Raw genomic sequence first — 25,126 nt, 5'->3', positions numbered from 1 at the left:
AATGGGAAACTTCACTTGGTGAATAGTTTTTGAGCAGACTATATATATGTATATCTTTGTTTTATGAAAATGCTTAAACTCTTTACTATCTTTTTACTGGTGCTTTTTGGAAATATAATGTATTCCCAAACCACTAATAACAGCAGTGCTGCTGTGGAAGAAGTGCAGGTAGAAACGAAGAAGCTGAAAAAAGCAATGGACACAAAAAATGAACCTGCCCAGGCAGATTCTTATTATAATATCGGGGAAACATTTTTCAATGGCGGAAACTTTCCGAAAAGTGAAGAGTATTATACAAAAGCAAAAAAGCTGTATGAAAAACTTAATGACAAATCCAATATTGAAAAAGCAACCCGAAGACTAGCCCAGTCACAGGAAAAACAGAACAAAATAACACCTGCCATCAGCAATTACAGCATGGCAGCACAAGTGAGTTATAGCGAAAAAAGTAAAGCCGTGAATTCTAATGATGCGGCAAGACTTTCTTCTCCTACACCCGAACTGAAAGCAGAAGCAATTCAGAATAACATCAATCTGACTAAAAAGGAAAACGAACAGGGAGACCTTGCAGAAAGTTACAGCCAGCTGGCTGATGTCAATCTGAAACAGAAAGATGTCTCCAGTGCTGAAGAAAACCTGAATACAGCTTATAAAATCTCTAAAAAAGAAGCTCCGAAGCAAGCTTTGGCCATCAATCAAAAACTCGCAGATCTCTACGTTGAAAACAAAAATTTTGAGAAAGCTATTGAAGCCAAAAAGAAGGTGCTGAAAGAAGACTTTGTAAAAGAAAACTCTCAGGAAAAAGTTAACCAGATCCAGGAGCTTGCGAATATTTATATTAAGAAAAATGATCCGGAAGAAGCCGTAGATCTGTTGAAAAATGCCTACGGAATTGCTTTGGACAAAGGCCATACACTAGAAGCACAGAAAAGCGTAAAAAAACTGGACAGCTTGTATGCCATTTCAGGGAATATTGATGCCTCTGTTCAATTGTACAGAGATTTTTTGGGAAAACTACCGAACCTGGTTTCCAAAGACAGAAGCCTCGTTGATAATAAAATTCTGGAAGATACAGAGCAGAGAATCTCACAGCTGGAAAAAGAAAGAGAACTTAAAGACGAACTTATCAGAAAGAAAAATGTCTTTAATTACAGTCTGATCGGAGTTTTAATATTGCTTACCGGATTAGTTATTTTTATTTTCAGAATGCTGAAAAAGGTTCAGACGAAAAATAAGAAAATTGCTCTTCAGTCGCTGCGTAGAGAGATGAATCCGCATTTTATTTTTAACAGTTTAAATAGTGTCAACCATTTTATAGCAACCAATAATGAACTGGAGGCTAACCAGTATCTGACAAAGTTTTCTAAGCTGATGCGTGGTGTAATGGAAAATTCTACCGAAGATTTTATTCCTTTCCAACAAGAGCTTGATCTTCTCCAAAATTATCTTGCTCTTGAAAAAACGCGTTTTGCTGATAAATTTGATTACGAGATTGCTGTAGATGAAGCCCTCAATATGCAGAACCTGCAGATTCCGGGAATGCTGATACAGCCGTTTCTGGAAAATGCAATATGGCACGGACTCCGCTACAGAACAGAAAAAGGATTTTTAAAATTAAACTTTGAAAAAAATGAATCACATCTGAAAATTCTTATCGAAGACAACGGAATAGGAATTGAAGAAAGTAAAAAGCAGAAAACCCAGCATCAAAAAAACAGAGAAGGGAGAGGAATGAAAAATACGCTGGAAAGAATTCAGCTTCTGAATGATTTGTATAAAAAAGATATTACCTGTTCTGTAAAAGATAAGGAAAATGATAATGGAGTTTTGGTTACTATAAAAATAAAAATACCATAAACCCCTGAAAATAGTCTTTTACCTATTATCTTTTACTCCCACCTTAAAAAATCTGTAACCATTTTGAACAAGTTATTGTCTTAACAGATAAAAACGTAACCCAAAATGACTACAACTCCTAAAATAACCAGACTCGCGGGATTTTTTTATCTCATTGTGATTATAACCGGATTTTTCAGTTTAATGTACGTTCCGTCAAAGCTGATCGTCTGGGAAAATTCTGCATTGACTTTTCAAAATATTTCGTCTTCAGTGCAGTTATTCAGAGTAAGTATAGCAAGCAGCATTATTTGTTATATTGCTTTTACTTTACTTCCTTTAGTTTTGTATAAACTATTGGAAGTTGTAGATGATCGTTATGCAAAACTGATGGTTATTCTTGCCCTTATCAGTATTCCTATTTCCTTTATCAATCTCCAAAACAAATTTTCTGTTCTTACTATTATTGAAGGAGCTGATTATCTGAAAATATTTGATCTGAAGCAGCTGCAGGCCCAGATGATGTTCTTGCTGAGCAGTTATAACAAGGGACTTTTAATTGCACAGATCTTTTGGGGATTATGGCTTTTCCCTTTTGGATATCTGGTGTATAAGTCAGGATTCTTACCCAAAGTTTTAGGCATCTTCTTAATGTTGGGGTGTTTTGGATATCTGATCAACGTTTTTGGAAGAATTGCAGTTCCTCATTTTTCAGACTACCTGATATCAGGTTATATTACATTACCGGCAACAATAGGAGAGATAGGAACCTGTTTGTGGCTGCTGCTGGTTGGGATACGAAATAAAAAAATAAATTAAAAAATCATAACCATGAACAATTCTACAAAATTTGAAGATGTACAGATCAATGTGAAAATCATATTGGCAGGTCTTTGGGCTTCAGTTACTCTGTGCTATCTGTACGGTGATTATTTCGAGCTTTATACTCCGGGGAAAGCACGCAGTCTGGTGGAAGGAACCAATTTATTAGATTCTCCGCCGAAATTATTTCTTGCTTCTGTTGTTCTGACAATTCCAGCGGTGATGGTATTTCTTTCTCTGATCCTGAAACCAGTGATCAACAGAATTCTCAACATCATTTTTGGTACATTTTTTACTTTGGTTATGTTGTTTATTGGTGTTATTTCCTTCTCGGATTGGTATTTGTTTTATGTTTTCCTTGCAATGGTAGAATGCATCATTACAATATTAATCGTAAAGTACGCATGGTGCTGGAAGAAAGTATAGCCTTTATCCACAGATGGTTTGGGTAAGATTGTAAGGTTGATTAAATATTCCTAATTTGCACCTGCAACCTATTATCCTCCACCTAAAATCTGATGTAATGAAAATAAAAGCTGTCATTGTAGATGATGAACTCATAGCAAGAGAAGTTTTACGAAGCTATCTTACCAAATACTGCCCGCAGGTGGAAATTCTTGGTGAAGCTGAAAATATTAAAGAAGCCGTACCATTGATTGCTGAAAAGCAGCCTCAATTGGTTTTTCTCGATGTAGAAATGCCTTTTGGAAATGCTTTTGACGTTCTGGAAGCCACCAAAGATTTCTCCTATGAAACCATTTTCATTACTGCATTTTCACAATACTCTTTGCAGGCTTTAAATAAATCGGCAAGTTATTATATTTTAAAACCTATTGATATTCAGGAGTTGATTCTTGCGGTGAATAAAGTGGTGGAAAGCCTTGAGAAAAAAGAAGAACTCAACCGGAATAAGATCCTGCTTGAAAACCTGAAATTAAAACCAGAAAAGCAGCAGCTGATTCTTCCAACCCTGCAGGGATTTGATGTCGTAAAGACTGAAGATATTGTGAGACTTCAGGCTGATGGAAACTTTACACAGGTTTATCTTACCGACGGTTCCAAGAAAATGGTGTGCCGGTTTTTAAAACACTTTGATGACCTGTTGGAAAGCCCTTTTGTGAGAGTTCACCGTTCCCATATTATCAATACGGGTTTCGTAAAATCTTATCATAAAAGCGGAACTGTAATGTTGTCTGACGATACAGAAATTGAAGTTTCAGGTAGTTTTAAAGATAATTTCCTGAAGGTATTTTCATAGAATTTATTGTTCCTTAACAGCTTTAAGGCATTATTTTTGAAGTTTTTATAAGAACCACACAAAAATATTTCTGTCATGAAAACTATTCATAAAATTATACTCCCCGTTTCGTTGGGAGCATTAGGGCTTATCGTTTTTAATTCCTATTCTGCAAGAATTCCCAGAGGAGCATCTGCGGTAAAGAATTTTGATCTTAAAAAATATCTTGGCAGATGGTATGAGATCGCCCGTTTTGATTACAGGTTTGAAAAAAATATGGATAATGTTACTGCTGAATATACGGAGAATCCGGATGGAACAGTTCAGGTCAGAAATAAAGGGTTCGACTACATAAAAAAAATATGGAATGAATCGATTGGGGAAGCAAAATTTGTAAAAGATACTACGGAAGCCCGCCTGAAAGTTTCATTTTTTAAACCAATCTGGGCTGGTTACAATGTCATAGATATTGATGAAGACTATCAATATGCTCTGGTGGCGGGAAGCAGTTTAAAATATTTATGGATTCTTTCCCGTACAACAAATATTCCGGAAAGCATTCGTCAGCGTTTCATTCAGAAAGCAAAAAAAATAGGTTATAATACCGATGAACTGATCTGGGTGAAGCATAATCAATAAAAAGTAAAAGAGCAAAATCGTAGAAAAATTGATGGATTTCAGTGATTTTGCTCTCTCGCTCTTTAGTTTTTAATATACTCTTTCCATTCCTCAAAACGGTGATCAATAACCTGTTTCATCAGATCATAGTTTTCATAGGTATCCTCAATGTGATAGAAGGTTTCATATTCATAGTCATTTTCCTCTGCTTTAGCATCAAAAATATTTACATAATCATCAGCAAATGAGCTGTGTCTGTTTCCGAAATCGGTATCATCTGCATAATAATCCTTTGCAAAAAGATTTCCCAGCTCATTCAGGTCATATTCAGAAAATTTCCCGTCGCAGGAATCCATAATGAATTCTGCAACGGTAATTTCTCTTCGTTTTAATTTCTCAATTTCCTCTTTACCATCTTCTTTCAGTTCATCAGAAATCAGATCATTCTGAATGCACCAGTTCAGGAACATTCCTGTATGTGTTGCTCCGTTTTTCTGAGGAAGTCCTTCAGGAAAATCACCACCATAATGCCATGAAGCATCATCATATTTAGACATAATTCTTATTGTTGTTTTAAATAAATTTCGTCAAAAATAGAAAAAATCAATTTATATTGTCGCTGCCACATAATTTTCCGTCATTTGCATAGAATTTTTTTCAACAAAAAAGCATATGGAAAAAGCTGTTCTGATTACGATTGGTGATGAAATCCTTTCGGGAAATACGGTAGATACCAATTCTAATTTTATTGCTGCTGAACTTAAAAACATAGGAATAAAAGTTACTCAGATTCTTACGATCTCAGACGAAATTGAAACCATTAAAGAGGCACTCGGTGTTGCTTTTGAAGCAGGCGACTTAGTCATTACAACAGGAGGGCTGGGGCCTACCAGAGATGACAAAACCAAAAAGGCACTGGCTGAATATTTCAATGATGAAATTGCCCTGGATGAGGTAACGTTCAACCATCTTAAAGACTATATGGAAAGAAGAGGACGGGCAGATATTCTCGAAAGAAACAAAGAACAGGCTTTTGTACCCACCAGATCCATTGTTTTTCAGAATCATTACGGAACGGCACCCTGTATGATGATGGAGCAGGACGGAAAGCTGTGCTATAGTCTTCCGGGAGTTCCTTACGAGGTGAAACCGCTTATTAAAGATCAGATTATTCCTTATTTGCAGCAAAGATTCAGCCTTCATTATATTCATACCAGAATTGTTTCCGTAGTGGGAATTCCTGAGAGTATCCTTGCAGACAAAATTGAAGATTGGGAACTTGCACTTCCGGAAAATACAGCACTGTCTTATCTTCCGGTAGGCACTCGTGTAAAACTCCGCCTGACGGCTTCCGGTGATAATGAAGAATTATTGAAAGAAAGAACAGAAGAAGAAATTCAGAAGCTGCTTCCCTTGGTAGAAGGCCATGTCATAGCAGTATCTGAAGATAAAATTGAAAATATTCTGGCAGAAATGCTTACGGAAAGAAACTTGACAATTTCCACTGCTGAAAGTTGTACCGGAGGGGAACTGGCAAAAATGATTACTTCAGTTTCCGGCAGTTCAAAATATTTCCTTGGTGGAATGGTGGCTTATGCTACAGAAAAGAAGATTAAAATTTTGAATGTTTCTAAAGAAACCGTAGATCATTTTACTGTGGTAAGTGAAGAGGTAGCTCAGGAAATGGCAAAAGGCTGCCAGGAATTATTTGAAACCCATATTTCCCTTTCTACAACGGGTGTAGCCGGCCCGGGAAAAGGAGAAGACGGTAAAGATATTGGGACGGTTTACTACACAATAAGAATTCATGAGAAAACGGTAACCTCCAAATTATATATGCCGCATCTGGAAAGAGTAGACTTCATGGATTTCGTTTCTCAAAAGGTGATTCAGGATCTTGTAAGCCTTCTTATAAACAGTTAGATACATTTCTGTTTTTTAATTTTTTTTTAATTAATTTTAGTAGGGTTTTTCACAGTTTTTGAGAGTCATTCAATAAATTTCAAAATCGTGGAAAATTCCAATCAGATTTTTCAGACCAACAGCAAGAAACGTTGGAAAAGTGTACAATGGGGAAGCCGTATTTTTATCTTTGTAGGAATTCTGCTTTTGCTTGCTTTGGGGCTGATGATGACTCTGGACAGAAGTCCTAAAATTCCTTTTAAAGAGGATTACAAAGCTGTAATTACGGCCAATAAACCCTATCTTCAGGAGAATAAAATTTCCAAAGAATATAAAGGTTTCAGAAGCTTTATCTCAGAAAAAACAATCCATACCAATCTCGACAAAATCCAGAAGGCGAGAGCAGAAAGATATAAAAATCAGAACAGAAACTGGGCTCAGTTTCCAGGAGGAATCCGGTCTGCATTTTATGTAGCATGGGATCCCCAGTCTCTGATGTCTCTGAAACGAAATATCAGACACGTTAATCTGGTTTTCCCGGAATGGTTTTTCCTTGATCCCAAAACAGGTGATTTGAAAACCAATGTGGATCCGGAAGGATATAAAGTGATCAAAAGAACAGGAGTTGCTGCAATGCCAATGTTGAGTAACAACTCTGACCAGGAATTTCATTCGGAAGGATTAGTGAAAGTGCTTAATGATCCTCAGAAAAGAACAAATCTGATCCAAAAAATTACCCAGCAGTGTAAAAAATATCATTTCAAAGGAATTAATATTGACTTTGAGGATATGAACCTTAATTCTGATGAAAACCTGATTGCCTTTATGAAAGAGCTTTCAGAAACTTTCAAAAAGAACCAGCTGCTGGTGACGATGGATATCATGACGGATAATGATGATTACAACATTCCTAGATTGAATCCTTATGTAGATTACTTTGTGCTGATGGCTTATGACGAATATTCTGCAGGAAGTGATGCCGGTCCGGTTTCTTCTCAAAAATGGATAGAAGAACAGACAGGAAAAATTGTAAAACAAACCTCTCCGCAAAAAATTATACTGGGCCTGGGAGCTTATGGCTACGACTGGAGTTCCAATACAGATGATAACACCTCTGTTACCTACATGCAGGCGATTACAAAAGCCAGTGCCAGTAAAGCTGTCATTGATTTTAATGACAATACGTTTAATTTAAATTATTCTTATACTGATTCTAAAAATTTAACCCACACTGTGTTTTTCAATGATGCGGCTTCTATTTTCAATACAATGCGCTTTTCCTCAGAATATCCATTGGCAGGAACAGCACTCTGGAGACTGGGAAGTGAAGACAGCAGAGTCTGGAATTTTTATGATAAAGACCTTACGTTTGGTGGTCTTTCCAAGCTGAATCTGAAAACCCTGGAAAATGTAAAAGGGCAGACCATGGTGGATTATATCGGTGATGGAGAAGTGCTGGATGTTCTGAATACTCCTCATGACGGAAAAATAGCACTGGAAATTGATCCGAAAGAAAAAATAATCACAGACGAAAATTATATTACCTACCCAAGCTCTTATGAGGTGAAAAAATATGGAAGTGCCCCACAAAAAGAACTGGTGCTTACTTTTGACGATGGTCCGGATGAGACCTATACTCCGCAGATACTGGATGTGCTGTCTAAATACCATGTTCCGGCTGCATTCTTTCTAGTAGGATTAAATGCAGAAAAGAACCTTCCGCTTGTTAAAAGAATTTATCGTGAAGGACACGAAATCGGAAACCACACCTTCACCCATGAAAATGTAGCGAAAGTAAGCCCGGAAAGAGCTTTGCTGGAACTGAAACTGACAAGGTTACTGATAGAATGCGTGACAGGGCACAGTACTATTCTGTTCAGAGCTCCCTATAACGCAGACTCTGAGCCTACCACTTCAGAAGAGATTATTCCGGTAGCACTGGCAAGACAGCAAAACTATCTGGATATCGGGGAAAATATAGACCCTGAGGACTGGCAGCCGGGAATAAAAGCAGATGAAATTGTAAAACGGGTAATGGCCGGGCTCAAACTACAGAGAGGAAATATTATCCTTCTTCATGATGCTGGTGGAGATACGAGAGAAGAAACGGTAAAAGCTTTAAAAATTCTGATCCCTACACTTCAGAAACAGGGCTATCATTTTACAAACCTGACCAGTATTCTGCATAAAACCAGAAATGAACTGATGCCTGAGGTTCCGAAAACAAAGTCATATTATATCATGCAGCTTAACCTTGTACTGGCCACCATTATTTATGGAATAAGTCATTTTCTGGTTGCATTATTTACCATTTTCATTGTTTTAGGACTAATCAGACTGGTATTAATGGCGTACTGGGCTTTTAAAGAAAGAAAAAAAGAAAAAAAACTGGGCGGATTTCCGATTTTGGAATCCTATCCGAAAGTTTCCATCATTGTACCTGCTTATAATGAGGAAGTGAATATTGTTTCTTCCCTGCATAATCTGTTGAAGCAGACCTATCCTAATTTTAACATCATTATGGTAGATGACGGAAGTAAAGATTCTACTTATGAAAAAGCATTGGAAGCATTTCCGGATCACCCGAAACTGAAAATTTTCACCAAAAGAAACGGTGGAAAAGCCACAGCTTTAAACTTCGGAATCTCAGAAACTGATGCAGAATATGTAGTATGTATTGATGCTGATACCAAACTGCAGCAGGATGCTGTAAAATATCTGATTGCAAGATTTTTAAACTCAGATCCGGAAGAAAAAATTGCAGCAGTAGCAGGAAATGTGAAAGTTGGAAACAGAGTCAACTGGCTCACCAGATGGCAGGCTATAGAATATACGACAAGTCAGAATTTTGACAGGCTGGCATACGCGAATATCAATGCGATTACTGTCATTCCGGGAGCTATCGGTGCATTCAAAAGATCTGTGATCATGGAAGCTGGAGGCTATTCATCCGATACCTTAGCAGAAGATTGTGATATTACCGTTAAGATTTTAAAAGCAGGATATACGGTTGCCAATGAAAACAGAGCTGTTGCAGTTACTGAAGCTCCGGAAACCGCGAGTCAGTTTTTAAAACAGCGTTTCCGCTGGACCTATGGGATCATGCAGATGTTCTGGAAACAGAGACAGACTTTCCTTAACCCCAAATATAAAGGATTGGGACTTTGGGCAATGCCGAATATTTTATTATTCCAATATATCATACCATTTTTCTCACCGCTGGCGGATGTGATTATGTTCTTTGGAATTCTGTCCGGAAACGGTGATAAAATATTTACCTACTATCTGATCTTCCTTTTGGTGGATGCTTCCTTAGCTTTAGTGGCATTCATCATGCAGCGAGAAAAATTAATCAACCTGTTGTATATTATTCCGCAGAGATTCGGGTATAGATGGCTGATGTATATTGTATTGTTTAAAAGTTTAAGAAAAGCATTGAAAGGCGAAATGCAGTCCTGGGGATTCCTGAAAAGAACCGGGAATGTAAAAGAGATAGCAGCTTCTTAAGAAGCCGGGAAGCCGGAAGAATGATGCTGGAAGTTATTGTATGATTTTCATAATTTCCAGCTTCCTTCTCCCAGCTTTCATCTTTTATAAATTTTTATAATGCTGTAATGTTATTTGTTTAAATTTGTTTGCTTAAAAAGTAACAAATAAGAAATAAATCATACATATTCTAAAAATTGTTATCATAATGAAAAAAATAACGCTTTCTTTGTTTTTAATAGCAGGGATTTGTACTCAGACGACTATGAGCGCACAAGCTAAAGCTGCTAAAGTAGCAGTAAATAACACAGACAAAGGTTTAGACCTTAGCTTGATGGACACTTCAGTGCGTCCTCAGGATGATTTTTACAACTATGTAAGTGGAACATGGATGAAAACTGCCAAAATTCCATCTGACAAACCAACTTGGGGAAGTTTCAATAAACTGGCTGAGGATACGGATAACAATTCCATGACAATCCTGAACTCTCTTCTGAAAGATAAATTTGCTGACGGAAGCGAAGGTAAAAAAATTCAGGATCTGTATGCTACTTACATGAATATGGAGAAGAGAAATGCAGACGGAATCAAGCCTATCCAGGAAAATCTGAATAAAATTGATGCCATTAAAAATATGGCAGATCTTCAGACTTATCTTACATCGGTAACCAAAGAAGGAGAAAATGTTTTCTACGGATGGGGTGTAGATGCAGACCTTAAAGATTCTAAAATGAATGCCGTTTACTTAGGAAATGCTTCTCTAGGTTTAGGAAGAGATTACTATCAGAAAGTAAACGAAAAAAATACAGAAGCCATTGCTGAATATCAGAAATATGTAGCTTCTATGCTAAAAGAATTAGGATACAAAAATGCTGATGAGGCAGCAAAAGGTATCGTAAATTATGAAAAAAGTATCGCACAAACTTACCTGACAAACGAGCAGAGCCGCGATAACACACTTCAGTACAATCCTAAGACGATGGCTGAACTTTCTGCTTTGGTAAAAAATGTTGATCTTCCGGGATATCTTAAAAAAGTAGGAGTAAATTCTGACAAAGTAATTATCAGTGAATTAGGATTCTATAAGAATTTCGATAAATTAGTAAATGCTCAGAATCTTCCTGTAATTAAAGATTATCTGAAATTCCACATGATCCACGGAAGTGCTTCTTACTTAAGTGAAAACTTAGGAAACATGAAGTTCGCTTTCTATGGTAAATACCTTAGAGGACAACAGGAACAGAGAGCTCTTAACAAAAGAGGGTTTGAGCTGATCAACGGTTCTTTGGGAGAAGCTTTCGGAAAATTATATGTTGAGAAATATTTCCCTGCTGAAGCAAAAGCTCAGATGGTAGAATTGATCGACTATTTAAAGAAAAGCTTCGCCGTTCACATCAATAACTTAGCTTGGATGTCTTCTACAACTAAGGAAAAAGCAATGCAGAAACTGAATAAGTTCACTGTAAAAGTTGCTTATCCGGACAAATGGAAAGACTATTCAAAGTTAAATATCCTTTCTGAAGCAAATGGTGGAAACCTTTATAAAAACCTTCAGAACATTGGAGAATGGCAGTACAACAAAGACTTAGCTAAGATTGGTAAGCCGGTAGATAAAACAGAATGGGGAATGACTCCACAGACTGTAAATGCATATTACAACCCGGTAAACAACGAGATTGTATTCCCTGCTGCAATCCTTCAGCCGCCATTCTTCAACCCTAAAGCTGATGCTGCTGTAAACTTCGGAGGTATTGGTGCTGTTATTGGTCACGAAATGAGCCACGGATTTGATGATTCAGGAGCACAGTTCGATGCAGATGGTAACTTAGTAGACTGGTGGACTCCTGAAGATAAAGCGAACTTCGAAAAAGCAACAAAAGCTCTAGCTTCTCAGTATGATAAATATGAGCCTGTAAAAGGAACTTTTGTAAACGGTACTTTCACAAACGGTGAAAATATCGCTGACTTAGGTGGAGTAAACATCGCTTATGATGCTCTTCAAATGTATTTAAAAGATAAAGGAAACCCAGGAAAAATCAGTGGATTCTCTCAGGATCAGAGATTCTTCCTAAGCTGGGCAACTGTTTGGAGAACATTATCCAGTGAGAAATATATGGTGAATCAGGTGAAAACTGACCCGCACTCTCCGGGATATTTCAGAAGTTTTGGTCCGCTTATCAACGTTGATGCCTTCTACAAAGCATTCGATGTGAAAAAAGGAGACAAACTATACAAAACTCCGGAAGACAGAATCAAAATCTGGTAAAAATAACAACCGCTCAGCAATGGGCGGTTTTGTTTTTTAGGAGGTAGCAGGTGATAGGTAGCAGGTAAAAGGTTATAGGGATTAGGGATTAGGGAATCGGAAGAGTACCTTTGTCATAACGGCTTTTATCATTCCCCTCCGAGGGAGGGGTGGCAAAAATTCAAAGAATTTTTGACGGGGTGGTCTACCCATTAACTTCAAACCTTAAACCTTAAACCTTAAACCTTAAACCTTAAACCTTAAACTCAAAACTTTAAATTTTTAACCTTACATTCCCATATATCAATTATCATTCATTACATATCATTAAAGTTTGTATATTTGATAAGTTTGTGTAAAATCAAAAATTATCTTTAATGAAAAAGCTAAATATTGGAATACTTGCCCTTTCAGGTATTGTATTTCTTAATTCGTGTGGTGCAGCTAAGACTGCAGGGACAGAGAATAAAACTGAAGCTACAGCAAAAGTGGCTGAACCGGTAAAAGAAGAAGCAAAAGAGGAGGGGATCAATTTATCGTATATGGATACCAGTGTCCGTCCACAGGATGACTTTTTTAGCTATGTGAACGGAAATTGGGTTAAGACTACTCAGATTCCTTCCGATAAAGCCAATTGGGGTTCTTTCAATGCGTTGAGAGAAAATGTGGATGATGCTTCATTAGATATATTAAACAAAATCCTTACAGAATCATATCCTGCCGGATCTGAAGGGCAGAAAATCCAGAATTTGTATGCCTCTTTTATGGATACCAATAAGAGAAATGCAGAAGGTCTGGCGCCTATCAAGGCTGATCTTGCCAAAGTAGATGCTATTAAAAGTCTTGGTGACCTTCAGAAATACCTTTTGGAAGCTACAAGATTGGGAGACAACTCTTTCTATGGATGGAGAGTGGGCGCTGATATGAAGAATTCCAATATGAATGCGGTATATCTTGGCGGTCCGGATCTGGGATTGGGAAGAGATTATTACCAGAAAGTAAACGAAGCAAACACTAAAACACTTGCAGAATATCAGACTTACATTGGAAAACTATTCGGAGTTTTAGGATATAAAAACTCTACTCAGGCTGCACAGAATGTCGTTGATTTTGAAAAACAGCTTGCCAATTACTTGCTGACACTTGAGCAGAACAGAGATGCCAATTTAAGATACAATCCTAAAAATGTATCTGAGTTATCTGGTGTTGTTAAGAATGTAGACCTTGCAAAATACCTGAAAGATGCAGGTGTAAATACAGACAGAGTAATCATAGGAGAACTGAAATATTATCAGAATATGGATCAGTTCATCACACAGAAAAACCTTCCTTTGCTGAAAGATTATCTGAAATATCATATTATCAACGGAAATGCAAGCAATCTGGATGACAGCTTAGAGCAGATCAGATTCGATTTCTATGCTAAATATTTACAGGGCCAGAAAGAGCAGCGTCCAATGAACAAAAGAGGGCTTACCCTTGTGAATGGCGTTCTTGGAGAAGCGTTCGGGAAATTGTATGTAGACAAATATTTCACTCCGGAAGCTAAAAAGCAGATGGAAACTTATATTGATTACCTTTTAAAATCATTCAAAACACATATCGCTAACATAGACTGGATGTCTCCTGAAACTAAAGTAAAAGCTCAGGAAAAACTTTCCAAGTTTACCGTAAAAATCGCATATCCGGATAAATGGAAAGATTATACTCAATTGAAAGTAGACTCTCCAAAAGAAGGTGCTACACTATATTCTAACCTTCAGAATGTAGCAGCATGGCAGTATCAGAGAAGTTTAGATAAAGTAGGAAAACCTGTTGACAAGACAGAATGGGGAATGTCTCCACAAACTGTAAATGCTTATTACAGCGGATCAAATAACGAAATTGTATTCCCTGCAGCTATTCTTCAGCCGCCTTTCTATAACCCTAAAGCTGATGCAGCAGTGAACTTCGGAGGAATTGGTGCCGTTATCGGTCATGAAATTTCTCACGGATTTGACGACAGTGGTTCCCGTTTCGATGGAGATGGTAACCTTAATAACTGGTGGAGTGATGCAGACCGTAAAAACTTTGATGCAAAAGTAGGTCAGCTGGCAGCTCAGTACAGTGCTTATGAGCCTGTAAAAGGGAGCTTTGTGAATGGTAAATTTACAAGCGGTGAAAACATCGGTGACTTAGGTGGAGTAGCTGTTGCTTACGATGCCCTTCAAATGTATTTAAAAGACAAAGGAAATCCAGGTAAGATCAGCGGATTCACTCAGGATCAGAGATTCTTTATGAGCTGGGCTACTGTTTGGAGAACTAAAGCTACCGATCAGTATATGATCAATCAGGTGAAAACAGACCCGCACTCTCCGGGAATGTTCAGAGCTTTCGGACCACTGGTAAACCAGGATTCATTTATCAAAGCATTTGATATCAAGCCGGGAGATAAACTATACAAAGCTCCTCAGGACAGAATAAAAATCTGGTAATTTTACCTGAAAATTGTTAGAAAAGAAAGAATCCGCCTCAATATGAGGCGGATTCTCTTTTTTAATATTCTTTCTTATAATTCCGGAGAACAAATTTTATTCCGGTTTCTATAATATCTCCCATGGTTGTACAATACTTGAAATTCACATCATAAGTGAGTTTTTGTAAAGCGGTCTTTAGTTCTTTAACATTGGCTTCCGGCGCAATATTATCTTTTTTCATAATAGAAATGAGTTCATCAAATCTGTTTTGGCTGCTCGTTACTCTTTTTACGATCTGTGAGCGTACCTCTTTACGGTACTGCTCTATAGAACTGGGCTTCAGCTTTTCTAATACCATATTCACCATCTGACTGTTTTCTTTGAAATACTGTGGAAGATAGACTTTCAGATTTCCCTCATAAGACTGCTGGTCAAAATCAATAGGACGAATTCTGTAAATTACCTGGTCGAAATCATGTATGGGAATAATCACATAATTATAAGAACGCATATCACCAAGAAGTCCAATAAGGCAGCGCTCATTGAATTTCACAAATTCCTTGGAAATCTGTGCCTTTTCCAATTCCGTACAGTTGAACATATGCTTTTGGATAAAAACATCCCCGGGAATTCCCAAAATATGTTCTTCAATCAAAGTGTTTTTGTAAACCAGAAAATTAATCCGGTTGGGAGAAAGCAAATCTTCAAGTTCCAGCCCGAATATTCGGGAAGCATCCGCCTGCTTAATATAAAAATAAGTATAATTATCGTTAAGGATATTTCTTACCCGAACCCGAAAAGGTTTAGAATTTCCGAAGGTACAAAAGTCAATTGTATCCACTTTCAGATAAGGTAAAGTAGCGATGTCTCCATCAGAATGAAGTAGAGTATAAATCTTATTTAAATTGGCTTCTATTTCTTTAAACTCAAATTCAGGATACAATACCCCAAGCCACAAAGTATCTTTTCCGTCTTTATCCAGAATACTCACACTGTCACTGAACCTTAGAAGGTCTTCATACAAAAACTTAATCTTGGTAGTTCTGTTATATTTTTCCAAATATTGCTGTAATGCTTCTGAAACTGGAAATATCGGTTTTCTGAACGCTATTTTTACATCTTTCATGACACTGTTCACTTTGATTAAATATAAAGAATATTTTTTGTAATAACTGAGGAATCCTTATTTTAACATTCATTGGATACTTTTGTATAAGAATAAAGCGAACAAAAATTTTATTTATTTTTTCTTGAATTTTTTTATTTATTTTTTCATAGCTTAGTGATATCGTAATATGGTGATTTTATGTTGAATAAATGTAGATAAATTTAGATGATTCAAGAAAAATCTTAGTAAAATTTTTTATGTTACAGTTTTTTTTTAAATTTAAACACTGGATTGGTAATTTATTTGATTCATCTGTAAATTACTCAAAGACAGATCCAAACCAGAATAAGAAATCTCAAAATAACAATAATATGGCAATGTTTAATTATGGTGTTGGCGGAAACGAAGTAAAAGTAGACGCTAATGAAGCTATTCAGGAAATACAGGAAAATAAATCACTGATAGTAAGCCAGCTTACAACAGAAGAGTCTTATACCCCTGAAATCGTAACAGGATTAAAAACAGTGGAAGACGTTTTCAAACATTTTCAGCCTTCAATATCGGTACAACACGAAACAGAAGACGGAGGAATGGTAGAAGAAGAATTCCGTTTTCAAAACCTTGGAGACTTTACCCCTAAAAGCCTTACTCAGAAGTCAGATTATCTGCAGCAGCTGAGCATGGAGCAGGAGCAGTACAATAAAATAGTACGTCAGCTTAAAACAAACAAAATTCTACGCAATATGCTGGAGAACGATCAGACAAGAGCTGCGTTCATAGAGGTATTGAAAGAAGTGGCACAAGAACTTGAAAAATAATTAAAGACTTACATTAAATCATGGATAGCAAATTACAGGCACAAGAAAGCCAGCAGCAGGGTCAGCAGCAGCACTCGGGACAACCGAAAGGCAACCCGCTTGCAGAGCTCAATAAAATGGGAGGATTTGGCTTTGTTGAATCCGTTGTAGACGGTATTGCCAATATGAACCCAACAAGAAAGGCAAGAAAAGAAATCTTCCTGAATGACAGCAATAAAGCAGATGAAAGAAAAGAACTTCTTCAGAAGATCAATCTTTGGGTAAACCTTTTAGAAGGCAGCGAATCTGCAGATAAAATGGCTGATACGTGCAAAAGTAAAGCACAGCAGGCCGATCAAAACTTAAAGACAAACTTAAAAAATACACTGGATGCCGTTCGTCTGTTGGAAACCAACTACAGAACAGTAGCTCAATTCTACAAAAATACAGAATTGGATAAAGTGGACAACGTAAGTATTGTAAACGCAAGCATCGAACAGGTTTCAGATTTGGATAATCCTCTGTTTATTGATGCAATCTCAGAAGAATTTAAAAATTATTACGACCGTCTTGACCTTAGAGATAACTACTCAATCCTTGCAATACCAGGATATTTAGGATCCAATAAGGTCATCGAGAAATGGGCAAAAATCTGTAACGAAAACAAAGTAATGATGGTTACAGACTTCGCCAACCTTGATAAGCCGGATGATGTGGTAGACTTATTCCACTCTGCCAATCTTACAGGAGGTGAACTTCACAGAAGTAACGTTATTATGACGTGTAACTGGCTGGTAGGACGTGGTAAAGCAGAAGAAGTAGGAGAAGAAGAAAACGTAGAACTTCCACCTTCCACTTCATTAGCAGGAAAAATCCATAAAACCCTGATGTCTCAGGTAGCAGCAGGTAAAAAACATGGTAACATCAACGAAGTAGACGCTGTAAAATTTGAATTGAAGAAAAGTGAAATTTCTCAGTTGGAAAAAATGGGTCTTGTACCAATGGTAAACGAGTACGGAAAAATTATGGCCTTCTCAGCGAAGACATTATTTACAGGAGACAATATCGGTCTTCAGACGTATTCCGTAGTTCGTGTATTCGACTATGTAACCAAAGTATTGCTTGACTTCCTTAACAGAAGAGCTTTTGAAAACTGGAATGCTAAAAACGAAGATGATTTGAGAAGACAGATCGTAACCTTCCTTGATAATATCAAAGGACCGGACAAATTGATCGAAAAATTCAAAATTGTTCGTTTCGAGCAGGATAGAGTAAACAAAGACAGAGTATGGCTGGATATCCGTATGACACCTTATTTCCCTACAAAAAGTTTCGTTATTAAACTTGACGGACACAAAGGAGATGATGGTAACGAATGGGATGCAGAATACACTCAGGAGTAACATAAACGTACTTTATATATCAAAAACCGATGCAATTTTACATCGGTTTTTTTTCAACCAACACCTATGAAATTTAATATGAATAAGAAACTTATCATTAGCTTACCTGCTATATTAATGGTGATTTTGATAAGCTGTGAAAAAAAATACCAAAGTCCCGGACAATACGAAAACGATCTTTTTGCAGACGAGCATCAGGAAGGAAAAGCATATATCATGAATAGAGATGAATGCTTTGATGGCAGTGAGCTGGTTATCGCAAGCTCAGAGGTAAAACTGGCAGACAGCTCAAAAGGCCGTGGAAAATCATTCTTCCTTTACAAAGTAAGATCGGGAAAAGTACTGAAAACAGTAAGAGATTCCACCGTAGAAATGCCAATGCTGTTTTTATCCCAATATAAATTGAAAATGAAAAATACCGATTCCATGTATGTTTACCTTAAAAAACTGGAAGGATACCGTTTTATAGCTAAAGACAGAAACCTTAAATATGAATGGCTAAAAGCAGCTCCCGTATATTCTGTAAAAGCTGATAAATAAATTTTATCTTTGCATAATATATAAGATGCTTCGTGAACTATGTTCGTTATGAAAATGTGAATACCTTTGGAAAGCAATTAGTATTAGCAATGTCATACTGAGGATAAACTGAAAGTTCACGAACGAAGTTCACTAAGTATCTTTTAAAAATCAAAACAAAAATTTTTGAAGAAGGATAGCAGAAATTCGGATTTTCTACACATTGGCAGCAAAATTCTGGGATGGTACAGCAATAATGCAAGAGATTTACCTTTCAGACAGACAAAAGATCCGTACAAAATCTGGATCTGTGAAATTGTATTTCAGCAGACGAGGATCAGTCAGGGATTGAATCACTATAATAATTTTATCAAAAGATTTCCCGATGTAAAAACTTTGGCAGAAGCTGAAGAAAACGAAGTTTTACTTTATTGGAAGGGACTAGGCTATTATTCCAGAGCCATCAATATTCATAAAGCTGCCCGTCAGATCATAAATGATTATCAGGGTGTGTTTCCCAATCAGTATGAAGAAATTCTGAAATTAAAAGGAGTAGGAAAATATACTGCAGCAGCTGTTTCAAGCATATGTTTTGGTGGAAGAATGCCTGCAGTTGACGGGAATTTCTACCGCGTTTTGAGCCGTCTTTTTGCGGATGATTTTGATATTTCAAATTCAAGAGCGTTTACTTATTTTTCTGAGCTGGCTGCTTTGGTGATGCCTGAGAATGTGGGAGACTTTAACCAGGCGATGATGGATATCGGTTCAGAAATCTGTAAACCCAAAAATCCATTGTGTGGGGAATGTCCTGTGAATGAAGACTGCCTTGCATTTGCTATGCAGAAAATTTCAGATTATCCGGTAAAAACAAAAAAAGTAAAAACAGAAGATCTTGCTTTAACCTATTATTTTGTTCACAGAAACGGAAAGTTTTTAATCCGTCAGAGAAAAGATGACTTCATTTGGAAAAAACTGTTTGAATTTCCTGAGACTATTTCTTCAGAAATGGAAGCATTCATTACAGGTTCAAAAACAGTGAATCATAAACTTACTCATAAGAATTTAAGTATTGAAATATTGAATGTTGAGGTTACTTCAGAAAAGATATGGAATGATTTTATCGCTGAAAATCAATACCTGATTACAGATGTTGAAGGCTCTCATGAAAAATCGTTTCCGAAACCCCTGGAAAATTACATTCAAAACTCTCTGAAAGACTGAAATTTGTCTTCTGAAATCTGAAATCTAATTTGTACTTTTGCAAAATGATTAAAAAAGTCATTTTTATTTTTGTATCACTGCTTTTAATTTCATGTGGAAAAGACCCTTCCCCAAAACCTTATGGAGAACTGCGTCTTGAATATCCTGCACCGAAATACCAAAAGTTTGAAAACGATTGTGCCTATACCTTTGAGTACTCGGACTTTGCTTCTATTGCACCTGCTAAAAAACCTTGCTGGTTCTATGTGAATTATCCTAAAATGAAGGCAAAGCTTTTCGTTACCTATTACCCTATACAAAACGACTTTGCAGACCATATCAAAGAAGCAGAAAAAATGGTATATGAGCATACCATCAAAGCCAGTTCCATAGATACGAAATCCTTTGAATACCCTGAAAAGAAAGTATACGGGAACTTCTATGAACTGAAAGGACAGAGTGCTTCCAACCTTCAGTTTTACATTACAGACAGTACGAAACACTTCGTTACTGCTTACTTATACTTTAATACGAGACCGAAACCGGACTCTCTTGCGCCTGCAGTGAACTATATCAAAAATGATATGAAACATATGCTGGACACTTTTGAATGGAAAAAATAATTACTTTTAATATACATTGAAAAATATATGAAACTTTTAGTTGTAGGAAGTGTTGCATTTGATGCAATTGAAACACCATTTGGTAAAACGGATAAAATCTTAGGAGGTGCAGCCACTTATATCGGAATCACTTCATCAATTTTAGGCGTTAAATCCGGAATTGTTTCTGTAGTAGGAGGAGACTTTCCACAAGAACATCTTGATATGTTCACAGACAGAGATGTAAATATCGAAGGAATTGAAATCGTAAAAGAAGGAAAAACATTTTTCTGGTCTGGAAAATACCACAACGATCTGAACACAAGAGATACTTTGGCTACAGAAGTAAACGTTTTGGAGAATTTTGATCCGAAAATCCCGGATTCAATGCAGGATGCCGAAATTTTATTACTTGGAAACCTACACCCTGGAGTTCAGTTATCTGTACTTGAAAAAATGAACAACCGTCCTAAACTGGTAATCCTTGATACCATGAATTTCTGGATGGATTCTGCATGGGATATCCTGATGGATATGATTGCTAAAACAGACGTTATTACCATCAATGATGAAGAAGCAAGACAGCTTTCAGGAGAATATTCTTTAGTAAAAGCTGCTAAAAAGATCCACACAATGGGTCCTGATTACGTAATCATCAAAAAAGGAGAACACGGAGCTTTACTTTTCCATGACAATAAAGTATTTGCTATTCCGGCACTTCCATTGGAAGATGTTTTCGATCCAACAGGAGCGGGAGATACTTTCGCAGGAGGTTTTGCTGCATATCTTGCTAAAAAAGAGAAAATAGATTTTGATACAATGAAATCAGCTCTTATCGTAGGATCTGCTATGGCTTCATTCACTGTGGAGAAGTTTGGAACAGAAAGAATAGAGGAAGTGAGCGAAGCAGATATGTTCAGCAGATTAAGACAATTCAAAGAATTAACGACTTTTGATGTTGAACTGCAGTAAATAAGTCTTTTTAAGAAATATTTATAATAAAAAATTGAGTGAAATTCGTTAAGAATTCTAAATTTGCAACTTGTTAAAATAGTAAAATGACAAATAAACTAAAAATCACTTTTCTTCTTGGGATTTTCATCATGATATTCTCTTCAAATATGATGAATGCCCAGCTAAAACAAGGAGATTTGGTGGATGGTATTGCAGCTGTTATCGGGGATGAGATTGTTTTGGAATCTGATGTACTTGAACAAATGAATTATGGGAAACAGCAGGGAGCTGCCAACACAGATAAGTGTGAGTTCCTGGAAAACCTTATCAGCAACAAGCTTCTTGTATACGAAGCAAAAAAAGATACCTTAATTGAAAACCGTTCTGCAGCAATCAAAGAACAGGCTAACGCAAAATACCGTCAGTTGCTTTCTCAATTTCCGGATGAAAAAACATTGCTTGCCGCTTATAAGTTCAGAAACGCTTATGAGATGAAAAATGCTATCGAAAAGATAGATACAGACCAGTATTACGGACAGGCAAAATACCAGAGAGTTACCGATAAAGCTGACGTTACTCCAAATGAGGTGACTGATTTCTACAATATGTATAAATCACAGCTGCCACAGGTAAAAGATGAAGTTACTTTAGCTCAGATCATGATCTATCCTACATTAACGGAAGCACACAAACAAGAGCTTATCAACAGGTTGAAAAAGATCAAGCAGGATATTATTGGAGGGGAGACTTTTGAGAGCCAGGCCAGAATTTATTCTGAAGATGAAGGATCTGCCGCTAACGGAGGATTATATAAAAATATCAATAAAGGGCAGATGGTGAAGCCATTTGAAGCTGCAGCTTTGAACCTTCAGGAAAATGAAATTTCAGATCCTATTGAATCAGAATTCGGATTCCACATTATCCAGTTGTTGAAAAGATCAGGTAAAGTATATGATGCAAGACATATCCTGTTAAAAGCAGTACCTACTGATGAAGAGCTTAAAACAGCAAAGGCAAAACTAGACAGCATCAGAGGTCTTATCCTAAATGGTAAAATGACATTTAAGGATGCTGCTTTTAAATTCTCAGATGATAAAAGAACAAAGTTCAACGCAGGGGTGATTCCTGGGGCTGATGGTTCTGATAAAATTGAAAGAGAAAGTATCCCAGGTACAATCAGCTACGAATTGGCAGGATTGAACAAAGGAGACATGACTACCGCTTTTGAAGATGAAGAAAACAAGAGAAAGCAGATTAAAATCATTAAAATTGAAGATGTGATTCCTTCTCACCAGATTACACTGGAAACAGACTTCAGCAGAATCAAGCAGATGGCACTGAATAAAAAGAAAAGTGAAATGGTTGAAAAGTTTGTCAACTCTAAGTTACCAACAACTTTTATCTCCATTGACGGACGCTACGACAACTGTAGCTTCAAGTCTAACTGGAAGAAACAATCCATGGCAAAATAATAAAAAAACCTTCAGAACTTCTGAAGGTTTTTTTATTGATATATTTACAAAAACTGAGCATATGGATAATACGCTTTACCTTGAAAAATTTCATCTTGCAGCATCTGAAATTTCTGAAGAAACACTTAGTAAATACAGACTGAAATTATCGGTTGATACCATTTTAGAATCTGTTGTATTTAAAGTTTATAAACCGGAATGGTCCGGAGATCTATTGTCACCTTTAGACGCCGAGGGACGGATTTTCTTTTCGGTTTGGGTAAATGATGAGACTATCCGCGAAAATAAGATCTATTATAACATTCATGCTCTTAAACTAAGAACTTTGAAAGACTATAAAATACCTGCAAGAGATTTTGCACAGGCCTTTAGAGAAGAATTTCTTAAACACCGGGAAGACTGGCCTAATATAAGTGTAGATTATGGTCCACTGACTTTAATGCAGGGCTGGATAGAATTAAATATAGATGATTTAGAAAAGAATATCGCTGAACTTGCTCAGAATTTTTTCAAAATAAGTTCTGTTATTGACCATATTTTGGAACGGTATAAAAAATGATAATATGAGGTTTTCTGCATATTTTTTAATCATGGAAGGCTCTGGAAATCGTTGTTTTTAGTATTTTTACACATGAGCAATTTTATAGATTTCAACGCTGCAAAAAAACTTCATGATATGGAGACCACCCAAAATAGAATTTCACATCTTTTTAATATCAAATATCCCATTATCCAGGCAGGAATGATTTGGCATTCCGGATGGAAGCTTGCTTCTGCGGTTTCCAATTGTGGTGGATTGGGCTTACTTGGAGCAGGAAGCATGTATCCTGATATCTTAAGAGAAAATATCCAAAAATGCAAACAGGCTACAGATAAACCTTTCGGGGTAAATGTACCCATGTTATACCCTAATATTGAGGAGATCATTCAGATCATTCTTGAAGAGGGAGTCAAAATTGTATTTACATCAGCAGGTAACCCGAAAACTTATACAGAAACCCTTCAGAAAGAAGGAATAAAAGTAGCTCATGTAGTTTCTTCTACCAAATTTGCTGTAAAGTGTGAAGACGCAGGAGTAGATGCTGTCGTTGCAGAAGGTTTTGAAGCTGGAGGCCACAACGGAAGAGATGAAACAACTACATTCTGTCTTATTCCAAACGTAAAGAAACATATTTCCAAGCCGTTAATTGCAGCAGGAGGAATTGCTTTAGGTTCACAGATTAAAGCAGCAATGATTCTTGGAGCAGATGGTGTACAGATAGGTTCCCGTTTTGCTGCCACTACAGAAGCCAGTGCCCATGAAAACTGGAAAAAGAAAATTACAGAACTTCAGGAAGGAGATACTCATCTTACTTTGAAGGAACTTGCACCTGTAAGAATGGTTAAAAATAAATTTTTCAACGAACTGGAAGACATCTATCAGATTGGAAGAAATAAAGATGCTTTGGTGGCCTCATTGGGAAGAGCCAGAGCAAAACGGGGAATGTTTGAAGGAGATATGGAAGATGGAGAACTGGAAATAGGCCAGGTTTCTGCCCTGATTGATGAAATTCTCCCGGTGGAAGCTGTTTTCAGTCATCTGTTAAAAGAATTTGAAGACGTAAGAATGCCAACTTTTTAAATATAATTTTATTCAATGGAGGAAAGAATAATTGATGTAAAGGGTAAAAAATTATATATAGAACACCATAATCCGTTTGAGGGCAGGCCAACCATTGTTTTTCTGCATGATTCACTCGGTTCAGTACAGCTTTGGAGAGACTTTCCGGCCAAATTATCCGAAGCTACACAATGCAATATACTTACTTATGACCGTTTAGGTTATGGAAAATCAGACCCCATGCCTACTCATGTAAGACCTGTGAATTATATGGAACTAGAAGCTCATGTATTGAATGAACTCTTGCTTGAAATTGAACCTGATATTGAGGATGTTATTTTATTCGGACATAGTGATGGAGGAACAATCGCCCTGATTATGGCAGCGGTTTATCCGGAATGGGTAAGAGCCGTTATCTGTGAAGCGGGACATATCTTTGTGGAAGACGTAACGTTGAAAGGTGTTTATGACGCATGGGATGCTTATAAAACGACTAATCTTCCAGAACGTTTACAAAAATATCATGGGGATAAAGTAGAAATGCTTTTCAGAGCCTGGACAGAAACCTGGACGCGGGATGACTACAGAAGCTGGAATATTGAACACCTTTTGAAACATATCACAGCTCCATTGTTATTCATCCAGGGAGAAGCTGATGAATATGGAACATTAGACCAGGTTGAAAAAACCGTGACCCAAGTGAGTGGAAGTGCAGAAAAATACATTATTTCCGGTATTGGACATACACCGCATAAAGAAGCTCCGGAGCTTGTATTGAAGAAAGCAGCAGAATTTATCAGTAAATTTTTTTAACACATAATGAGCGGTAACAATATTTATAAGACATCTTGTAATCAGGATGTCTTTTT

The 25,126-nt window shown here is 36.9% G+C and carries 21 protein-coding genes; 19 read left to right on the top strand and 2 right to left on the bottom strand.

What is annotated here, in order from left to right; genetic code table 11:
- Positions 1-63: 63 nt before the first annotated feature.
- The 5 genes from SFA27_RS17240 (at position 64) to SFA27_RS17220 (ending at position 4,534) form a co-directional block, all read left to right on the top strand.
- Positions 64-1,857 (top strand): histidine kinase, encoded by a 1,794-nt coding sequence (locus SFA27_RS17240; protein WP_407293862.1) that lies wholly within the window; start codon positions 64-66, stop codon positions 1,855-1,857.
- 105 nt (positions 1,858-1,962) lie between these two features.
- Positions 1,963-2,655, top strand: coding sequence for a DUF4386 domain-containing protein (locus SFA27_RS17235; protein WP_407293860.1), 693 nt, complete (start codon positions 1,963-1,965; stop codon positions 2,653-2,655).
- A gap of 12 nt (positions 2,656-2,667) precedes the next feature.
- Entirely contained in the window at positions 2,668-3,084 is a 417-nt protein-coding gene (locus SFA27_RS17230) for a DUF6326 family protein (RefSeq protein WP_407293858.1), read from the top strand.
- Positions 3,085-3,181: 97 nt separating this feature from the next.
- Positions 3,182-3,916, top strand: coding sequence for a LytTR family DNA-binding domain-containing protein (locus tag SFA27_RS17225; protein ID WP_264518592.1), 735 nt, complete (start codon positions 3,182-3,184; stop codon positions 3,914-3,916).
- Between the two features lie 75 nt (positions 3,917-3,991).
- A complete protein-coding gene (locus SFA27_RS17220; protein WP_407293856.1) occupies positions 3,992-4,534 on the top strand; it encodes a lipocalin family protein in 543 nt (180 codons plus the stop codon).
- 62 nt (positions 4,535-4,596) lie between these two features.
- Here SFA27_RS17220 and SFA27_RS17215 read toward each other — a convergent pair whose 3' ends face one another.
- A complete protein-coding gene (locus tag SFA27_RS17215) occupies positions 4,597-5,070 on the bottom strand; it encodes a hypothetical protein (protein ID WP_407293854.1) in 474 nt (157 codons plus the stop codon).
- 115 nt (positions 5,071-5,185) lie between these two features.
- Here SFA27_RS17215 and SFA27_RS17210 point away from each other — a divergent pair, with 115 nt between their 5' ends.
- The 4 genes from SFA27_RS17210 (at position 5,186) to SFA27_RS17195 (ending at position 14,620) form a co-directional block, all read left to right on the top strand.
- Positions 5,186-6,436: a CinA family nicotinamide mononucleotide deamidase-related protein gene (locus SFA27_RS17210; protein ID WP_264518591.1), complete on the top strand. Its 1,251-nt coding sequence runs from the start codon at positions 5,186-5,188 to the stop codon at positions 6,434-6,436.
- 87 nt (positions 6,437-6,523) lie between these two features.
- Positions 6,524-9,922, top strand: coding sequence for a polysaccharide deacetylase family protein (locus SFA27_RS17205; RefSeq protein ID WP_407293851.1), 3,399 nt, complete (start codon positions 6,524-6,526; stop codon positions 9,920-9,922).
- 187 nt (positions 9,923-10,109) lie between these two features.
- Positions 10,110-12,167, top strand: a complete 2,058-nt coding sequence (locus SFA27_RS17200; RefSeq protein WP_047377146.1) for a M13 family metallopeptidase — start codon at positions 10,110-10,112, stop codon at positions 12,165-12,167.
- A 356-nt stretch (positions 12,168-12,523) separates the two neighbouring features.
- Positions 12,524-14,620 carry a M13 family metallopeptidase gene (locus tag SFA27_RS17195; protein WP_407293848.1) on the top strand — a complete coding sequence of 699 codons (2,097 nt, stop codon included), beginning with the start codon at positions 12,524-12,526 and terminating at the stop codon, positions 14,618-14,620.
- Between the two features lie 61 nt (positions 14,621-14,681).
- Here the strand turns inward: SFA27_RS17195 and SFA27_RS17190 are convergent, their stop codons facing one another.
- Positions 14,682-15,728 carry a hypothetical protein gene (locus SFA27_RS17190; RefSeq protein WP_047377143.1) on the bottom strand — a complete coding sequence of 349 codons (1,047 nt, stop codon included), beginning with the start codon at positions 15,726-15,728 and terminating at the stop codon, positions 14,682-14,684.
- Positions 15,729-16,081: 353 nt separating this feature from the next.
- On the opposite strand from SFA27_RS17190, the gene SFA27_RS17185 reads away from it, so the two are divergent.
- From SFA27_RS17185 to SFA27_RS17140, 10 genes are all read left to right on the top strand, one after another.
- A complete protein-coding gene (locus SFA27_RS17185) occupies positions 16,082-16,528 on the top strand; it encodes a type VI secretion system contractile sheath small subunit (RefSeq protein WP_047377213.1) in 447 nt (148 codons plus the stop codon).
- Between the two features lie 20 nt (positions 16,529-16,548).
- A complete protein-coding gene (locus SFA27_RS17180; protein WP_047377142.1) occupies positions 16,549-17,910 on the top strand; it encodes a DUF5458 family protein in 1,362 nt (453 codons plus the stop codon).
- A 78-nt stretch (positions 17,911-17,988) separates the two neighbouring features.
- Positions 17,989-18,450 (top strand): hypothetical protein, encoded by a 462-nt coding sequence (locus tag SFA27_RS17175; protein ID WP_264518589.1) that lies wholly within the window; start codon positions 17,989-17,991, stop codon positions 18,448-18,450.
- Between the two features lie 165 nt (positions 18,451-18,615).
- Positions 18,616-19,650: an A/G-specific adenine glycosylase gene (gene mutY, locus SFA27_RS17170; protein ID WP_407293845.1), complete on the top strand. Its 1,035-nt coding sequence runs from the start codon at positions 18,616-18,618 to the stop codon at positions 19,648-19,650.
- A 44-nt stretch (positions 19,651-19,694) separates the two neighbouring features.
- Entirely contained in the window at positions 19,695-20,252 is a 558-nt protein-coding gene (gldD, locus tag SFA27_RS17165; protein WP_047377138.1) for a gliding motility lipoprotein GldD, read from the top strand.
- 27 nt (positions 20,253-20,279) lie between these two features.
- Positions 20,280-21,203 carry a PfkB family carbohydrate kinase gene (locus tag SFA27_RS17160; RefSeq protein WP_047377137.1) on the top strand — a complete coding sequence of 308 codons (924 nt, stop codon included), beginning with the start codon at positions 20,280-20,282 and terminating at the stop codon, positions 21,201-21,203.
- Positions 21,204-21,289: 86 nt separating this feature from the next.
- A complete protein-coding gene (locus tag SFA27_RS17155; RefSeq protein ID WP_047377136.1) occupies positions 21,290-22,657 on the top strand; it encodes a peptidylprolyl isomerase in 1,368 nt (455 codons plus the stop codon).
- Positions 22,658-22,718: 61 nt separating this feature from the next.
- The gene (locus SFA27_RS17150; RefSeq protein ID WP_407293842.1) at positions 22,719-23,216 is read left to right on the top strand and encodes a hypothetical protein; all 498 of its coding nucleotides are present in this window, start codon (positions 22,719-22,721) and stop codon (positions 23,214-23,216) included.
- A 72-nt stretch (positions 23,217-23,288) separates the two neighbouring features.
- Complete coding sequence (locus SFA27_RS17145) at positions 23,289-24,278, top strand: NAD(P)H-dependent flavin oxidoreductase (protein ID WP_407293839.1); 990 nt, start codon at positions 23,289-23,291, stop codon at positions 24,276-24,278.
- 15 nt (positions 24,279-24,293) lie between these two features.
- Positions 24,294-25,070, top strand: a complete 777-nt coding sequence (locus SFA27_RS17140; protein ID WP_407293837.1) for an alpha/beta fold hydrolase — start codon at positions 24,294-24,296, stop codon at positions 25,068-25,070.
- Positions 25,071-25,126: the final 56 nt, after the last annotated feature.

This window comes from Chryseobacterium sp. HR92 (assembly GCF_045689405.1).
Classification (GTDB): domain Bacteria; phylum Bacteroidota; class Bacteroidia; order Flavobacteriales; family Weeksellaceae; genus Chryseobacterium; species Chryseobacterium viscerum_A.
This window is presented reverse-complemented; position numbering and strand designations above follow the sequence as displayed.

Bases quoted from the DNA above. Each gene is read 5' to 3' on its own strand.
- SFA27_RS17185 (WP_047377213.1), top strand. From the start codon at position 16,082: ATGGCAATGTTTAATTATGGTGTTGGCGGAAACGAAGTAAAAGTAGAC.
- SFA27_RS17140 (WP_407293837.1), top strand. From the start codon at position 24,294: ATGGAGGAAAGAATAATTGATGTAAAGGGTAAAAAATTATATATAGAA.
- SFA27_RS17190 (WP_047377143.1), bottom strand. From the start codon at position 15,728: ATGAAAGATGTAAAAATAGCGTTCAGAAAACCGATATTTCCAGTTTCA.
- SFA27_RS17155 (WP_047377136.1), top strand. From the start codon at position 21,290: ATGACAAATAAACTAAAAATCACTTTTCTTCTTGGGATTTTCATCATG.
- SFA27_RS17160 (WP_047377137.1), top strand. From the start codon at position 20,280: ATGAAACTTTTAGTTGTAGGAAGTGTTGCATTTGATGCAATTGAAACA.
- SFA27_RS17145 (WP_407293839.1), top strand. From the start codon at position 23,289: ATGAGCAATTTTATAGATTTCAACGCTGCAAAAAAACTTCATGATATG.
- SFA27_RS17210 (WP_264518591.1), top strand. From the start codon at position 5,186: ATGGAAAAAGCTGTTCTGATTACGATTGGTGATGAAATCCTTTCGGGA.
- SFA27_RS17200 (WP_047377146.1), top strand. From the start codon at position 10,110: ATGAAAAAAATAACGCTTTCTTTGTTTTTAATAGCAGGGATTTGTACT.
- SFA27_RS17240 (WP_407293862.1), top strand. From the start codon at position 64: ATGAAAATGCTTAAACTCTTTACTATCTTTTTACTGGTGCTTTTTGGA.
- SFA27_RS17215 (WP_407293854.1), bottom strand. From the start codon at position 5,070: ATGTCTAAATATGATGATGCTTCATGGCATTATGGTGGTGATTTTCCT.
- SFA27_RS17180 (WP_047377142.1), top strand. From the start codon at position 16,549: ATGGATAGCAAATTACAGGCACAAGAAAGCCAGCAGCAGGGTCAGCAG.
- SFA27_RS17220 (WP_407293856.1), top strand. From the start codon at position 3,992: ATGAAAACTATTCATAAAATTATACTCCCCGTTTCGTTGGGAGCATTA.
- SFA27_RS17195 (WP_407293848.1), top strand. From the start codon at position 12,524: ATGAAAAAGCTAAATATTGGAATACTTGCCCTTTCAGGTATTGTATTT.
- SFA27_RS17230 (WP_407293858.1), top strand. From the start codon at position 2,668: ATGAACAATTCTACAAAATTTGAAGATGTACAGATCAATGTGAAAATC.
- SFA27_RS17235 (WP_407293860.1), top strand. From the start codon at position 1,963: ATGACTACAACTCCTAAAATAACCAGACTCGCGGGATTTTTTTATCTC.
- SFA27_RS17150 (WP_407293842.1), top strand. From the start codon at position 22,719: ATGGATAATACGCTTTACCTTGAAAAATTTCATCTTGCAGCATCTGAA.
- SFA27_RS17225 (WP_264518592.1), top strand. From the start codon at position 3,182: ATGAAAATAAAAGCTGTCATTGTAGATGATGAACTCATAGCAAGAGAA.
- SFA27_RS17175 (WP_264518589.1), top strand. From the start codon at position 17,989: ATGAATAAGAAACTTATCATTAGCTTACCTGCTATATTAATGGTGATT.
- gldD (WP_047377138.1), top strand. From the start codon at position 19,695: ATGATTAAAAAAGTCATTTTTATTTTTGTATCACTGCTTTTAATTTCA.